This window comes from Pelagibacterium limicola (assembly GCF_015694405.1).
Classification (GTDB): domain Bacteria; phylum Pseudomonadota; class Alphaproteobacteria; order Rhizobiales; family Devosiaceae; genus Pelagibacterium; species Pelagibacterium limicola.
On record NZ_JADQDB010000001.1, the window covers coordinates 106,408 to 119,705 of the forward strand.

At 61.2% G+C, this 13,298-nt stretch carries 13 protein-coding genes, 1 other RNA gene and 1 pseudogene; 6 read left to right on the forward strand and 9 right to left on the reverse strand.

Features of this window, described 5'->3' with window-relative positions; translation table 11 throughout:
* Window positions 1-3: 3 nt before the first annotated feature.
* The gene (miaA, locus tag I2G20_RS00525) at window positions 4-897 is read right to left on the reverse strand and encodes a tRNA (adenosine(37)-N6)-dimethylallyltransferase MiaA (RefSeq protein ID WP_196257730.1); all 894 of its coding nucleotides are present in this window, start codon (window positions 895-897) and stop codon (window positions 4-6) included.
* Between the two features lie 11 nt (window positions 898-908).
* On the opposite strand from miaA, the gene serB reads away from it, so the two are divergent.
* From serB to I2G20_RS00540, 3 genes are read left to right on the forward strand one after another with little or no spacing between them, the layout of a single operon-like run.
* On the forward strand, window positions 909-1,784 hold the full coding sequence (serB, locus tag I2G20_RS00530) for a phosphoserine phosphatase SerB (protein WP_196257731.1): 876 nt from the start codon (window positions 909-911) through the stop codon (window positions 1,782-1,784).
* On the forward strand, window positions 1,781-2,329 hold the full coding sequence (locus tag I2G20_RS00535) for a GNAT family N-acetyltransferase (protein WP_196257732.1): 549 nt from the start codon (window positions 1,781-1,783) through the stop codon (window positions 2,327-2,329). The genes serB and I2G20_RS00535 overlap by 4 nt, the downstream gene beginning before the upstream one ends.
* A 57-nt stretch (window positions 2,330-2,386) precedes the next feature.
* Complete coding sequence (locus I2G20_RS00540; protein ID WP_196257733.1) at window positions 2,387-2,782, forward strand: GFA family protein; 396 nt, start codon at window positions 2,387-2,389, stop codon at window positions 2,780-2,782.
* A 4-nt stretch (window positions 2,783-2,786) separates the two neighbouring features.
* Here the strand turns inward: I2G20_RS00540 and I2G20_RS00545 are convergent, their stop codons facing one another.
* From I2G20_RS00545 to I2G20_RS00575, 7 genes and pseudogenes are all read right to left on the reverse strand, one after another.
* Complete coding sequence (locus tag I2G20_RS00545) at window positions 2,787-2,972, reverse strand: DUF2065 family protein (protein WP_196257734.1); 186 nt, start codon at window positions 2,970-2,972, stop codon at window positions 2,787-2,789.
* 240 nt (window positions 2,973-3,212) lie between these two features.
* Window positions 3,213-4,109, reverse strand: a pseudogene (gene hflC / locus I2G20_RS00550) (protease modulator HflC); the annotation flags it as partial.
* The gene (hflK, locus tag I2G20_RS00555; protein ID WP_196257736.1) at window positions 4,109-5,206 is read right to left on the reverse strand and encodes an FtsH protease activity modulator HflK; all 1,098 of its coding nucleotides are present in this window, start codon (window positions 5,204-5,206) and stop codon (window positions 4,109-4,111) included. The gene hflK and the pseudogene hflC, both read right to left, overlap by 1 nt.
* A gap of 95 nt (window positions 5,207-5,301) precedes the next feature.
* Window positions 5,302-5,814, reverse strand: a complete 513-nt coding sequence (locus I2G20_RS00560; protein ID WP_196257737.1) for a dihydrofolate reductase — start codon at window positions 5,812-5,814, stop codon at window positions 5,302-5,304.
* Entirely contained in the window at window positions 5,811-6,290 is a 480-nt protein-coding gene (locus tag I2G20_RS00565) for a GNAT family N-acetyltransferase (protein WP_196257738.1), read from the reverse strand. Before I2G20_RS00565 ends, I2G20_RS00560 begins: the two co-directional genes overlap by 4 nt.
* A gap of 22 nt (window positions 6,291-6,312) precedes the next feature.
* The gene (locus I2G20_RS00570; RefSeq protein WP_196257739.1) at window positions 6,313-7,302 is read right to left on the reverse strand and encodes a DUF4424 domain-containing protein; all 990 of its coding nucleotides are present in this window, start codon (window positions 7,300-7,302) and stop codon (window positions 6,313-6,315) included.
* Window positions 7,299-8,093 (reverse strand): thymidylate synthase, encoded by a 795-nt coding sequence (locus I2G20_RS00575; protein ID WP_196257740.1) that lies wholly within the window; start codon window positions 8,091-8,093, stop codon window positions 7,299-7,301. Before I2G20_RS00575 ends, I2G20_RS00570 begins: the two co-directional genes overlap by 4 nt.
* A 94-nt stretch (window positions 8,094-8,187) precedes the next feature.
* Here I2G20_RS00575 and ssrA point away from each other — a divergent pair.
* The 3 genes from ssrA (at window position 8,188) to I2G20_RS00590 (ending at window position 9,413) form a co-directional block, all read left to right on the forward strand.
* Window positions 8,188-8,544: a transfer-messenger RNA gene (gene ssrA / locus I2G20_RS00580) on the forward strand.
* 100 nt (window positions 8,545-8,644) lie between these two features.
* Window positions 8,645-9,127, forward strand: a complete 483-nt coding sequence (locus I2G20_RS00585; RefSeq protein WP_196257741.1) for an SspB family protein — start codon at window positions 8,645-8,647, stop codon at window positions 9,125-9,127.
* A 67-nt stretch (window positions 9,128-9,194) separates the two neighbouring features.
* The gene (locus tag I2G20_RS00590) at window positions 9,195-9,413 is read left to right on the forward strand and encodes a ribbon-helix-helix domain-containing protein (RefSeq protein ID WP_196257742.1); all 219 of its coding nucleotides are present in this window, start codon (window positions 9,195-9,197) and stop codon (window positions 9,411-9,413) included.
* Window positions 9,414-9,473: 60 nt separating this feature from the next.
* Here I2G20_RS00590 and I2G20_RS17420 read toward each other — a convergent pair whose 3' ends face one another.
* Complete coding sequence (locus I2G20_RS17420) at window positions 9,474-13,088, reverse strand: AsmA family protein (protein ID WP_196257743.1); 3,615 nt, start codon at window positions 13,086-13,088, stop codon at window positions 9,474-9,476.
* Window positions 13,089-13,298 lie beyond the last annotated feature (210 nt).

Genomic DNA, 13,298 nt, shown 5'->3' on the forward strand with positions numbered 1-13,298 from the left:
CCCTCATCCGAAGGGATCGACAAACCGCCAATCCGCCATCCGGTTGCGGAACCATGTCGATTGCCGCTTGGCGTATTGTCGCGTCGCAGTCACCGCCTGTGAAATCGCCTCCTCGGGGGAGCTCTCCTCACGCAGCATTGCCCCAATCTCCTTGACCCCGATCGCCTTCATGGCAGGCAGAGAGGGGTCGAGATCGCGGGCCAGAAGCGTCTCGACCTCCGCCACCGCGCCATCCTCGACCATAGCTTGGAATCGGTCGGCGATCCGTTTGCGCAGCAGTGACCGATCCGGCATGAGGACGATTTTCTCGAGTGAGAAACCTTCCAATAGCGGTGCTTCGTTATCCTCCTGATAGGCACTCAGCGGCTTGCCTGTCGCCTCGAGCACCGAAAGCGCCCGCACGACGCGCTGAGGGTCGGCCACTCCGATGCGCGCTGCCGTTGCCGGGTCCTTTTCTGCCAGCAATTTCAGTCTATCCGCTGCATCCAGCCCTTGAATCAGTTTCTCAACAGCTTGAATCGATTTCTCCGGGACGGTCGGAACTTCGGCGAATCCGTTTATGAGCACCTCGAAATAAAGCCCTGTTCCACCAACGAAAATCAGTTCCCGATTCTCTTTCTCAACCGCTTGAATCACTTCACGAACGTCGGCGAGCCACGCGCCGGTCGAGTAGCGCCGGGCGGGGTCGACATGCCCGAACAAGAGATGCGGTGCGGCAGCCATTTCCTCGGGTGTCGGGCGGGCCGTGAGCCTGTCGAGCACGCCATAGACCTGCATGGAATCGGCATTGACGATGACGCCGCCACGTGTTCGGGCCGTCTCGATTGCCCACTTCGTCTTGCCGCTCGCGGTGGGACCGGCTATCAGAACCGCAGATCTTTCCCTGCCCTTTTGCATGGTGGTTGCCGATGTCCGTCCTATGTCTGATCGCCAATCCCAACGAACCGGCACTCTCGCACACGCTCGTCGATGCGGTGCAGAGGGAAGTTCATGGCGAAATCAACTGGCTCGCGCAAGGCATTGCCTGCGAGATCGTCATGCCGACCGCGGCCAAGCCCGAAGAGATCGCGCGCGACATAGTCTCGCTGCTGCCCGTCGACGTGGCGCACCTTCCGCTTGCCAATCGCCGCAAAAAGCTCCTTGTCGCGGATATGGACTCGACCATGATCGACCAGGAATGCATCGACGAGTTGGCCGATGCCCTCGGCATCAAGCCACAGGTCGCCGAGATTACCGAACGCGCCATGCGCGGTGAGCTCGATTTCGCGCAGGCCCTCGACACACGCGTCGCGCTGCTCGCAGGGCTTGAGCGCAAGGTGGTTGAGGAAATCCGCCGCGAGCGCATCACGCTCGCCCCGGGCGGACGCGTGCTGGTGCAAACCATGAAGGCCTATGGCGCCTTCACCTCGCTGGTTTCTGGCGGCTTCACCCTCTTTGCCGAATATTTCGCCAAGCGTATAGGCTTCGACGAATCCATCGCCAATGTCCTCGAATTCGACGCCCAGGATCGCCTTACCGGCACCGTGAGAAAGCCCATCGTCGACAAGGATACCAAGCGCAACCGCCTTGTCGAACTCGTCGGCGATCTGGGCATCACGCCGGCTCAGACTCTTGCCGTCGGAGATGGCGCTAACGATCTCGATATGCTCGAAGCGGCTGGCCTCGGCGTGGCGTTGCACGCAAAACCCGCCGTTGCCGAACGCGCCGATGTCCGTATCGACCACGGCGACCTCACAGCCCTGCTGTATCTCCAGGGCTACAACGAGGAAGAGTTCGTCAGATGATACTCGAAACCGAGCGCCTCATCCTGCGCCTCTGGCGGGAGGATGATCGCGACGGTTTCGCAGCCCTTCAGGGCGATCCGATCGTACGACGCTTCTTTCCCTCAACGTTGAGCCGAGCCGAAGCCGATGCACAGTTCGATTTTCACCTGAGCGTTCAGCAGTCCACAACCGATCCCCATTTCCGGGTCCTCACCACGCATGACGGCACGTTCGTGGGACTTTTGGGCATCGCTGCCATTCCTGATATTATCCGCGATGTCATTCCCTCGCGTCCGGAAGTCGAGATCGGCTGGGTGATCAACACGAAGTTCTGGGGACAGGGTTTGGCGCCCGAGGGCGCTCGTGCCTGCCTTGATTACGCCTGGACCCTCGGGATACCCGAAGTTGTTGCCTTCACCGCTCGGATCAACATGCCCTCCCGGCGCGTGATGGAAAAGATCGGCATGATCCGCACCCCCGGGGATGATTTCGAGCATCCCCGCATAGCGCCGGGCCACCCCTTGCGCCCCCACGTCCTTTACCGCATCGCAAACCCCGCCTCCTGACACGATCTGTCAGCGACATTGGTTATCGTCGGCTTCTCTCAACGAATGGAGGCCGGAATGCCGATAAAGGGAAGCTGTCACTGCGGCGCAACGCAGTACGAGATCGATTTCACCCCGGAAACCGCCACGCGCTGCACCTGCACGTTCTGCACCAAAAAGGGCGCGCTCTGGATTTACGGCGACCCCGATCAGTTCCGCCTGCTCACACCGATGGACAACGCGCAGCAATATTCCCCGACCACTCCGGAAAACCGGCACTATTTCTGCCCGGTCTGCGGCTGCACAACCTTTTCGGACAATCCCGATTATTCCGCTTTTGCCGAAGACTGGGAAACCGCCGAGGCGAATTTCGACCCGAGCAAGCGCCGCATCTCGGTCAATCTCTGGACGCTGGACGATTTCGACATCACGTCCGTGCCGGTGGTGGAGATAGATGGGCGCAATTTGTGGTAGCCCGCTACATCCGCACCAGCGCCAACAGTCCCAGCCCCACGCCGGCAACCACCAGCGCCCCGAGGCGCAAATGCTGGGCGGGCATTTCCAGCACCTGCGCGATCATACGCTTCATCTGCTCGGGAAACGCCGCGTAGAGCAGCCCCTCGAGCACGAGCGCGAGTGCGAGCGCGGCGAAAAGATCGGACATGACACCCTCCGGTGTTGCAACGAAAAGGGGGCGCATCCACGGATGCGCCCCCTGATTGATCAGAAGCTGGCCTTACTGGGCCGGAACCTCTTCGGGCTCATCTTCGAGCAGCAATTCAAGGTCGACCGGTTCCTCGGCCTGCCCTTCGCCCGACACAAGGCTGTCAACCGAAAGCAGATCTTCGAACTGCGAAGGATCCATCGGCAATTCGCTCGGCCCCTCAACCCCGATATCGATCGGGGCCAATGTTGGTGCCGGGAATTCCGGCAGAGCCCCATCGGATCCGAAGAACCTGAAGAACGCCGAATCCGGGCTGAGCATCATGGTCGTATTCCCGTCGCCCAGCGCAATCCGATAAGCTTCCATCGAGCGGTAGAACTCGAAGAAGGCCTCGTCCTGCGAATAGGCCTGCGCGAACAGGCGGTTCCGTTCAGCATCGCCCTGGCCTCGGATGATTTCCGAGTCACGGTTGGCAGCCGAAACGATTTCCACCGCCTGACGATCCGCGATAGCCCGTAGGATTTGCGCCTGCTCCTGACCACGTGCCCGAAGGAACGCGGCTTCGGCAAGTCGCTCGGCCTTCATGCGCTCGAAGGTCTGGGCCGAAACTTCCGGCGTCAGATCGGTCACGAGAATACGCACGTCGACCACCGAGATACCCAGTTCGATCATGTCCGCGGCCACGAGGTCGCGTGCTTCGCGCATCATTTCCGCACGCTGTTCGGAAAGGGCCGCGTCGAACTCACGCAGACCGTAAACCCCACGCAGCGCGGATTCGAAACGGGTTGCAATACGTTGTTCGGCGAGCTGAAGGCTGCCGAGCACCGTTTGGCGGAACCGGGTCGGATTTTCGATCCGGTAGGTGATGAAGGCATCCACGACATAGAACTGGCCGCCCGAAACCTGCAACCGGATACGGTCGAGGTCGTAACGCAGCAAGCGTTTGTCGATGATCTGTACGGCTTCAACGAAATCGGTCGGAATCTTGAAGTAGATGCCGGGTTCGCGAATTTCGCGGGTGATTTCGCCGAAACGGGTGACGATGGCCTGTTCACGCTCATTGACGATGAACAGGGACGAAAGCAGCGCATAGCCTGCAAGGACCAGTACGACAATTACAATAACGAGCCTGTTCATTACTGGTTACCTCCGCCCGTCTGACCGGTAGTGCCGCGTAACTCGGGCAGCGGCAGATAGGGAATCACGCCCGAACCGGACGCGCCGCCCTCAACGATCAGCTTGTTGGTACCGCCAAGCACTTCTTCCATTGTTTCAAGGAAGATACGCTGACGCGTCACTTCGGGCGCGTTGCGATACTCGTTATAAACCGCCACGAAACGTGCGGCTTGACCCTGGGCCTCGTTGATAACGCGGTCCTGGTAAGCGGCCGCCTCTTCACGAATCGACGCCGCCTGACCACGCGCACTACCCAGCAAGGTATTGGCGTATTGGCGGGCTTCTTCCTGGAAGCGATCTTCGTCCTGCAAAGCGCGCTGCACTTCGTCGAACGCGTCGGCAACTTCAGTGGGCGGTGCCACGTTCTCGATCGAGATGTTCGAGATCGTCACGCCGACATTGTAGCTATCGATAATCTGCTGGGTGATACGCTGCACTTCGAGCGCGATACCCGCACGATCGTCACGGAAGACGGCCTGCGCGGTACGGCGCCCAACCACCTCGCGCATGGCGCTCTCGGAGGCTTTACGCACCATCTCGTCCGGATCGCGAACGAGGAACAGATATTGCCGTGGATCGGTAATGCGCCAGAGGACCGAGAAGCTCATGTTGACGATGTTCTGGTCGCCTGAAAGCATCAGCCCTTCATCGCGTGCAGCCGCGCCGACGCGCGTCTGGTTTTCTGTGGTCGAGGCCTTTTCCACACGCTCGATGGGCCAGAAGTGGAAATGCAGCCCCGGAAGGGAGAATTCATCCTTGGGCTTTCCGAAAACCAGCTCGACACCGATTTCCTGTGGCGCCACGGTGTAGATCGCATTCGAGGCCCAAAAGATCAGCAGTGCGAGAATGCCGCCGATGATGGCCCATCGTCCACCCGGTACGCCGCCGCCGAATTGTTGCCGGCCGCGCGCAAGTATGTCTTCAAGATTGGGCGTGTTGTTACCGAATCCGCCGCCTCCCGGCCTGCGGGGTCCGCCCCCGCCGCCGCCGCCGGGCGCTTGGCCCCAGGGGCCGCCACTACGCGTGCGGCGGCCGTCCTTGTTATCTTCCCACGGCATTTCGTCCCTTTCGGTTGTCGTGAAAGTCTTTTTGAATGGTCCGCAGTTATATAGGGAAGCGCGCAAGACCGATCAATGAAAACCGGACCGGTGCGTCACTTCCTGTCATAGACCGCAATCGTGAACCCTGCGCTGTCGCGTTCCCCGGGCTTTATGTCGTCGAGCAGCCGCATTGCCCACTGATCCGGATCGATCTCGGGAAAGAACGTGTCCCCTGGCGGTTGGGCATCCACATGGGTGATGTAAAGCCGATCAGCCAATCCCATTGCCTGGGCGTATAACTCCCCTCCGCCATTGATGAAAACCTCATCCACCCCGTCGCGGCGCGCAATCATTTTTGCGTGTTCCAACGCCGCATCGAGCGAAGCAACGGTGACAACGCCGTCCGGTGCATAATCGGGCTGCCGCGTCACCACGATGTTGGTCCGGCCCGGCAAGGGCTTGCCGATACTCTCGAACGTCTTGCGCCCGGCAATGAGCGGCTTGCCCATTGTCGTCGCCTTGTAGAACGCGAAATCGGTCGGCAGCCGCCACGGCAATTTGCCTCCGGCGCCGATGGCCCCGTTTCGCCCCACCGCGGCAATCATTGCTATGCGGACATCGCTCATCCCCGCGCCAGCGCCTCGAGTTCCGGCCCGCTCACCCGGCACGTCGTCCATTCGTCATGCAGCACGGCGCCGTGCGCCTTGTAGAAATTGATGGCGTGCTCGTTCCAGTTGAGCACCCACCAGCTCAGCCGCCCGAGTCCCTCTTCAACGCAGCGCTTTGCCAGATGCACCAACAACGCCTTGCCGATCCCGTTGCCCCGCACGCCCGGCTCGACATAGAGATCTTCGAGCCAGATGCCATGCCGCCCCTGGAAGGTGGAAAAGGTATAGAACCAGAGCGCGAACCCCACCGGATTGCCGTCCAGTTCCGCAATCTCGCAAAACACCTTTGGCTCTTCGCCAAACAGGGCCGCCTCGATCTGTGCTTCGCCCGCTTCCACTTGATCGTTGAGCTTTTCGAACTCCGCCAGCTTGATGATGAATTCGAGTACCAGCGCCGTATCCTGTTTCACGGCGCGCCGGATTGTAACTGCCATAAGTCCTCTGGTTATTGGTTCCTCAGTCGGAATCGTGCCGGACCAGGAACAAGACGTGGATATCGCTCCACGGATAAAAGTCGGTTTGAGTCATCTCGAATGTTGTCGGGCCGGTCTTGACGACATTGTTCCCGCAGAAGGATACGAGATTTTCCGGCGCACCCTTGTCCACGATCAGCCGGAACTCCCCGATCGGCCCCGCCCAGTTCTCACCCGTCGAGAGCACATAACTTAGCCACACCTCGTGGTAGGGCGCGCCCCATATCTCGTCCGGGTTCTGCAAACTGCGACGCACGGCACTCTTGATAGGGTCTTCTACGCAATACTTCTCAGTGTAGCGGGCCTGCATCACGGTATCGTCATAGAGGACGCCCACCCAACTGGCGCCGCCGATGCCGGGTTTGTACTGGTGCTCGACCACGACCGTCTCACCCGCCGGAAAAACGGCCTCCCAGGTATAGGCCGATTTCAGCGTCCAGACCGGGCTGTAGACAACCGTCTCTTCCCAACCAAAGTCGAGAAGGCTCAGAAGGCCCAGGTCGATCAGACCTTTTCTGTCAGCTTCGGACAATGCATCGATCGCCGCTTGCGTCTCAGTGGAGTGTGGGGCCAACGGAATGCCCCGCTTCTGCAGGTCTTTGCTCCGGTCCACCCCGAGCGCGAAGGCATATTGGTACAATTGCGCCTCGACGGGTTCGCCGTCGAACGTGGTGGTAAACCCGAAGATGTTTTCCGGATCATCGGTGGGATAGCTTACCATCGAGTGGAAATCGCCCGTGATGTCCGGCATCGGAAACGCGACAAGGACGTGCTGGTCCTCGTCGGTCAGGTTTTCAAACCGGTAGACAACCCTTACCTCGTCCATCGACAAATAGAGGTCCTCGGACGCCATCCGGATGTTCTCGTTGCGCACGAAGACAAGCCCGCCGGCGCCCACTTCGGCCGCCGAGTCGTTGGCAAAAACCGGCACCGCCAGCGCGCCAATCAGCGAAAATGCTATAAATCCCCTCATACCGACACGTCCCCTTTGATGTGTGGATGTGGATCATATCCCTCGATCGCAAAATCATCGAACTGAAAATCGAAGATCGAATTGCGTTTTGTCTCGATAACCAGCCGCGGCAATGGCCTCGGGTTACGGGTCAGTTGCAGATTCACCTGGTCGAAGTGATTGGCGTAGATATGCGCATCCCCAAACGTATGGACAAACTCCCCCACGCCCAGCCCCGTAACCTCTGCCACCATGTGCGTAAGGAGCGCATAGGAGGCGATGTTGAACGGCACCCCAAGAAAGATGTCCGCGGACCTCTGGTAAAGCTGGCAGGAAAGCCTGCCATCGGCGACGTAGAACTGGAAAAGGCAATGGCAGGGCGGCAACGCCATGTTGTCTACTTCCGCCGGGTTCCAGGCCGAAACGATATGCCGGCGGGAATCCGGCCGCGTCCGGATCTGCTCGATGAGATTGGAAATCTGGTCTATGTGCCGCCCGTCCGGCGCCGGCCAGTTCCGCCACTGGCTGCCATACACCGGGCCCAGATCGCCGTTCTCGTCGGCCCATTCGTCCCAGATGCGCACACCGCGCTCCTGCAGCCAGCGCACGTTGGTGTCGCCGCGCAGGAACCAAAGGAGTTCATAAATGATGGACTTGATGTGCAGCTTCTTCGTCGTCACCAGCGGAAAGCCTTCGTTGAGGTCGAACCGCATCTGGTAACCGAAAACGCTCCGCGTGCCGGTGCCCGTCCTGTCGGACTTGTCGGCTCCGGTCTCCATCACGTGGCGCAAAAGATCGAGATATTGCTTCATGCTCGGGAATCTACACCGATTCTCCGCCGCTCACTTCACCATGGTTGGCCCCTCGTTCACAGCTTATCGATAACGCGGCTCTTTTCCGCCAAAGACCCTTTCACTTCGCGGGTCATGTCCCTATATTACTCCTGCCGGCAACGGCTATGGCGATAAATGGCCATCGTAATAAACCCATCGGACCCGGGGGCAGTACCCGGCGCCTCCACCATTATCCTCTGCCGAGGATGCTTATGGGGGCGAAACAGGATCGACGAGGGCGTAAAGGGTGCTGCTTTCGCTCGGCATGGTACCACCGATATCGGACCGAAACTTATAGTTGCCAATGACAACCATAAGGCTCCGGTTGCTCTCGCCGCTTAAGCGGTGCCAGCACTGGGAATTTAAAGCCCTGCGCTCCTAGCCGGGCGTAGGCGGGGTCCGCAGGCACCTGGCAACAGAAGCCTGCATCTTCTTCCTTTTGCTTGAATTTTTCGGCCAAGTCGGGCTGATATGGGGCGTTGAGATTCTGCTGCCCATTTCGGGTGGCCCAATCAGGGAACCGCGTGCTTATGGCCGAAGACCAGATCCGCTACGACATTCTTACACAGGAAGCCCTGCGCGGTGTCGTAAAGAAGGTCCTGGGCGAGGTCGCGCGTACCGGCCTGCCGGGCGATCACCACTTCTTCATTTCATTTGTCACGCAGGCGCCGGGCGTGCGCATCAGCCAACGCCTCATCGCCCAGTACGAAAAAGATATGACGATCGTCCTTCAGAACCAGTATTGGGATCTGAAGGTCAGCGACACCGGCTTTGAGGTCGGCCTCTCCTTCGACGGACAGAACGAAACCCTCTTCATCCCCTTTTCGGCCATGAAGGGGTTTTTTGATCCCTCCGTACAGTTCGGCATTCAGTTCGAAGTCGCCGAAGCGCCTGCGACCCATGTCGAAACGATTATCGAAACCGCCGACCCCGACGATGATAACGACCCCGATCCGGCCCCCGAGCCGTCGGGCGAAAAGGTCGTCAGCCTCGACGCCTTCCGCAAGAAGTAGCGCCTTGGCGTGAACGCGGCTCCCGCTTTTGGAATTCGGGGAGCACGAGAAATCAAAGAGCCGGACCGTGCAGAAGCGCTCCCTGATCATCGCCGGCCACTCGACTTCGATGGCGCTTGAGCCCGAATTCTGGGCTGCTCTCGAGACCCTCGCCGCCGAACGCGGCACCAGCGTTGCCCACATCATCGCCGAGATCGACGAGCACCGGCAAGGCGCCAACCTTTCCTCTGCGGTGCGCGTAACCGTGCTGGAATGGTTCATCGCCAGGGCTGTAGCTGACGCGTAGCCTGAGCCTGCAAGAGTCCGAAACCACTGCAGCCGGAATAGGCATGAACTCCCGCAAAGATTATCGGGGACCAAGTAGCTGCAATTGCAGCGCTCCCGGCGGCAATTGCTGGATCGATGGCCCCTGCTGTGCGGGTGGCGGGGGAAGTTCATCCTCGCGCTCCAGTTGCCGCTGCAACGCATCGAGTTGCCGTTGCCGCTCCTCTTCCGCCAACAGCGCCGCCTCTTCCTGCTGCTGGCGCAACAACTCTTCGGCCTGCCGCCGCGCTTCTTCCTCCATCAGCCGCGCCTGCTCCTCGGCCAAAGCCCTCTGTCGGGCTTCCTGCTCGGCGCGCAGTCGTTCCAACTCATCGAGTTCGATTTCATACGCGCGCATTTGGATCGCATCGACCATCTGGGTCAGGTCCAGCACGCGTTCCGGCGCGCGCAGCGGCCCCCGCACCCCGATCCCGACCCGCCCCGTCGTCTCCGTGATCAGTTCATTTCCACCCACCGGCCGCGTCAGCGCCAGCGTCCAATTGCCGTCGACCATCAGATTGGCGAGTGCAAGCGTGCCCCCGCCAACAAGCCGCGCGCCCTCGCCCTCTATGGCAACATTGGAAACGCGCACCGTACCGCCGGTCACCGCGAAAAGCCCTGCGGCCTCGCGAGCAACGAACGAACCCGAATCGAGAGCCTCGATGACGATCTCTTCGAGGGCTTCGGGCTCCAGCGCCATGATGTTCTCGATTGCCGCTGCGCGCACGAAGACGTCCGGCGATGCCCGCTCGATCGTCAACCCTGAAATCGAAACACTCCCGCTCCCGGTCAGCGTTCCAATCAGCGCCCGATAGCTGTCGCCATTGGCCTGGAACCGCCCGCCCGCCGTCACCCGGCCGGATAAGACCGCTTCCGGCGCACCCTCGACCAGCGCGTCGATATCCACGCCGTTCAGCGAGAACCGCCCTGTGAGGCTCTTGTCGGTCAGCACCGAAGCACAGCACAACGTCGTTTCTAGCTCCAGAGTGCCCCCTCCGATCTCGCCAAATAGGCTACGCAGGCGAACATCTTCGGCATCCCAGGTGTAGTCGAATGCCAGCGCTTCGAGCAGCACCTGGTCCCCGACCGTCACCACCGGCGCATCGATACCGATCCGCCCGCGCGTCGTACGCATGATCTGACCCACATCGAGCGGCCCATCGGCCCACTCTCCCGGAGCGCTTCGAAGGGTCGAGGCCGGTCCGCCTAGCATTGCCATCAGCGTTTCGAGATCGAACCCATCGAATCGCAACGCGCCGGTCACTAGCGCTGAATTGGTTTGCGCGGCGTAAGCCAGGTTTCCCTCGAGGGTATGTTCGCCGGTAAAGGCAACGATATTGCTCAGCGTGAGGCTGTCGCCCCCGATAAAGCCGATTTCCGCTTGCCCCTCGACCCCTGGAAACCAGACTCCTGCCGCCCCTGCCAGTTCTGCAAGCGCCGCCATGTCGGCAAAAAGGAACGAGGTTTGCCCCTGCCCGCGAATCGCAGCCGGATCGGAGGTGATCATCGTGCCGGTGAAATCGATCCTCTCTCCACCCCCCTCCAGTGTCAGTTCGGTCTCAAGGCTTGCAAGGGGGTTGCCGTTGACCGTGAGCGTCAGCAAGGCGCCGTCTTCCCCCGCGATGATCGGGGCAAGCCCAAGCTGGGCCATCAGGTCCGCCCCGCTATCGGTCGCCGCCTCCAGCGTCGCAGCCAACCATCCCTGCCCCAGGGCGCCGATACCCTCTGCAATGTCCGCGGTTACCCAGATATCGGCCGACCCGGCTCGCCCTTCCGCTGTCAGCGCTTGGCTGCCGTCGCGCGAAGGCTCCTCCAGCGCAACCCTCAGGTTTGCCGGCAGGCTGCCCGAAATCAGCCGGCGCAACGGGGCGGCGCCATTCAGCGCTGGAACTAGTCCGAGCGCAGCCGCATTGCGGGCCACCGAAACATTGCCACCACCCCAGATCACCGGCTCGCCGAATGTGCCGCGGGCCTGCATCCAGCCTTCGAATCCGACGCCGCCGAAATCCCCGATTCGCAGATCGGCAACGGTTACGCCCGACCCATCCCAATCGAGCGCAATGCCGACATCGGAAAAACTCTGCCCGGCAATCCGCCCCGCCGCCGCGCCGAGCCGGAACTGCCCCTCGGGGAAGCTCAGCCCAAACGGTCCCGCCGGATCGAGGGGTGGCAGCAGCGCCAGCAGCGCCTCGCTCTGGGCCGCAGAGAGCGCGGAAAGGTCAACTTCGACGTCCAGCCTCGGCTGCTCGCCAAACCGCATCAGCCCCGAAATGCTGTGATGCGTCCCGTCGATCCCGAACAGACCTTCGTTGAGTCGCAGCCCGTCATTGGTCAACCGCAATTCGCCCTGCAATTGCCCCGGCATGTTGAAGAGCGGATTGCCTTCTGCCGGTCGCCGCCAGAGCAGGGAAAGCGCGTCGAGACGCCGCGCACTCACGTCGATCGTTCCCGCAAAGGCGGGCCACCCCGCCTGCCGCCCCAGCGTTCCGGTGAGTTGCAACACGGTATCGCCTGCCAGCCGTCCGGAAAACTCCTCGATCCGCCAGAGCTCACCATTGGTCACCGCGTCGAGCCGGACTTCACGAAGTCCCGTACCGCGCAGGACCAACTCGTTGATCTCCACTCCGATCCGCCCGGGCAGCGGCGGAATTATTGGTTGCGGCATCTCGCGCAACAGCCGCACGATCTCGAATGGCTGCCGCGAGGCGTCCTCGGTAGCGGCGCGCGGCAACAGGGTCACCACGCCGCCCGAAATCGCGGCATTGAAGCGCGGTTGCTCGCCAAGCCGCAACGCAGCCGACCCCGTCAACCGCGTCGCTACCTGGTTCTCATCTGGCAGCAGCGTGAAATCCTCAAGCACGACGTCCGACGTCGTCGCTGTCATAGGACTCGAGAGCACCAGGGCGCCCGTCAACCCGTCCTCGCTCCGCGCGGCCTGGCGATAGACGCCTTGTCCCTCGAAGCTCGGTTCGGAGCCGGTCCGCAGAAGGCCTTCGACCGAGACCGAATATCCGCCCGCCCCGGGCCGCAGGAATGCCGATACCTGCATGTTCCCGTCCGCGTTCATCGCGGAGGTCGCGAACCGCACGGCATAAACTTCACCCTCGAACTGCCCATCGCCCGTAAGCGCGAAAGGCCCGCGCAGGCCCGTCATCCGCATGTCCCCGGAAAATCCGGTCACCTCGCGGCTGTCCCCGCCACGCAGGTCGGTAACCGTCACCCTCGCATCCTCGAACCGGGCCTGCTGGATCGAGACGTTGGTCGCGATTGCTGTCTCGGCCAGCGTGACCGGGGTATCGATCTGCCCGTTCTCGTCGATTGTCAGATTGATATGCGGCGCCACCAGTCGCAGTTGTGTCACGGTGAACCTGTCGCGCAGGAAATCCATCAAGGAAAAATCGGCCTCGACCCGCTGAGCTTCACCCAGCGGCCGTTCGGCCGAACCGAGGCGGACCCCTTCGATAAGCATCCGGGGCTGGGGCAGTAGCGTAAAGGCCATGTCGCCCTCGATCGCAACCTCGATTCCCAGCGCCTCGGCGGTGATCTGCTCCATGCGCGGCTTGTAGCTGTTCCAGTCGATCAGCCACGGCACGACGAATGCCGCTCCCAGAATGAGGATCGCCACCAGCCCGACCGCAATATAAATCCGATTGGCCACCGCGAACCTGGCCCTTCCTCACCCGGGAAACAGTTGGACGAACATTAGGCATAACCGGTGCGCCCGTCACCCGGCATTACACATTGTGAAAACAGGAATTTTATGACTGGGCTCGCGCGCTTCCCACAATCTCGGAGAAGGTAGACTGAGCGAAGCAGCGGACGAATGGGTGTTCAGCGATGCCCATCAAAGCCACCCCGCATATACTTT

What these genes read in the sequence shown, in the direction of transcription:
- miaA (WP_196257730.1), bottom strand. Translation starts at nt 897, where the DNA reads ATGCAAAAGGGCAGGGAAAGATCTGCGGTTCTGATAGCCGGTCCCACC.
- serB (WP_196257731.1), top strand. Translation starts at nt 909, where the DNA reads ATGTCCGTCCTATGTCTGATCGCCAATCCCAACGAACCGGCACTCTCG.
- I2G20_RS00535 (WP_196257732.1), top strand. Translation starts at nt 1,781, where the DNA reads ATGATACTCGAAACCGAGCGCCTCATCCTGCGCCTCTGGCGGGAGGAT.
- I2G20_RS00540 (WP_196257733.1), top strand. Translation starts at nt 2,387, where the DNA reads ATGCCGATAAAGGGAAGCTGTCACTGCGGCGCAACGCAGTACGAGATC.
- I2G20_RS00545 (WP_196257734.1), bottom strand. Translation starts at nt 2,972, where the DNA reads ATGTCCGATCTTTTCGCCGCGCTCGCACTCGCGCTCGTGCTCGAGGGG.
- hflK (WP_196257736.1), bottom strand. Translation starts at nt 5,206, where the DNA reads ATGCCGTGGGAAGATAACAAGGACGGCCGCCGCACGCGTAGTGGCGGC.
- I2G20_RS00560 (WP_196257737.1), bottom strand. Translation starts at nt 5,814, where the DNA reads ATGAGCGATGTCCGCATAGCAATGATTGCCGCGGTGGGGCGAAACGGG.
- I2G20_RS00565 (WP_196257738.1), bottom strand. Translation starts at nt 6,290, where the DNA reads ATGGCAGTTACAATCCGGCGCGCCGTGAAACAGGATACGGCGCTGGTA.
- I2G20_RS00570 (WP_196257739.1), bottom strand. Translation starts at nt 7,302, where the DNA reads ATGAGGGGATTTATAGCATTTTCGCTGATTGGCGCGCTGGCGGTGCCG.
- I2G20_RS00575 (WP_196257740.1), bottom strand. Translation starts at nt 8,093, where the DNA reads ATGAAGCAATATCTCGATCTTTTGCGCCACGTGATGGAGACCGGAGCC.
- I2G20_RS00585 (WP_196257741.1), top strand. Translation starts at nt 8,645, where the DNA reads ATGGCCGAAGACCAGATCCGCTACGACATTCTTACACAGGAAGCCCTG.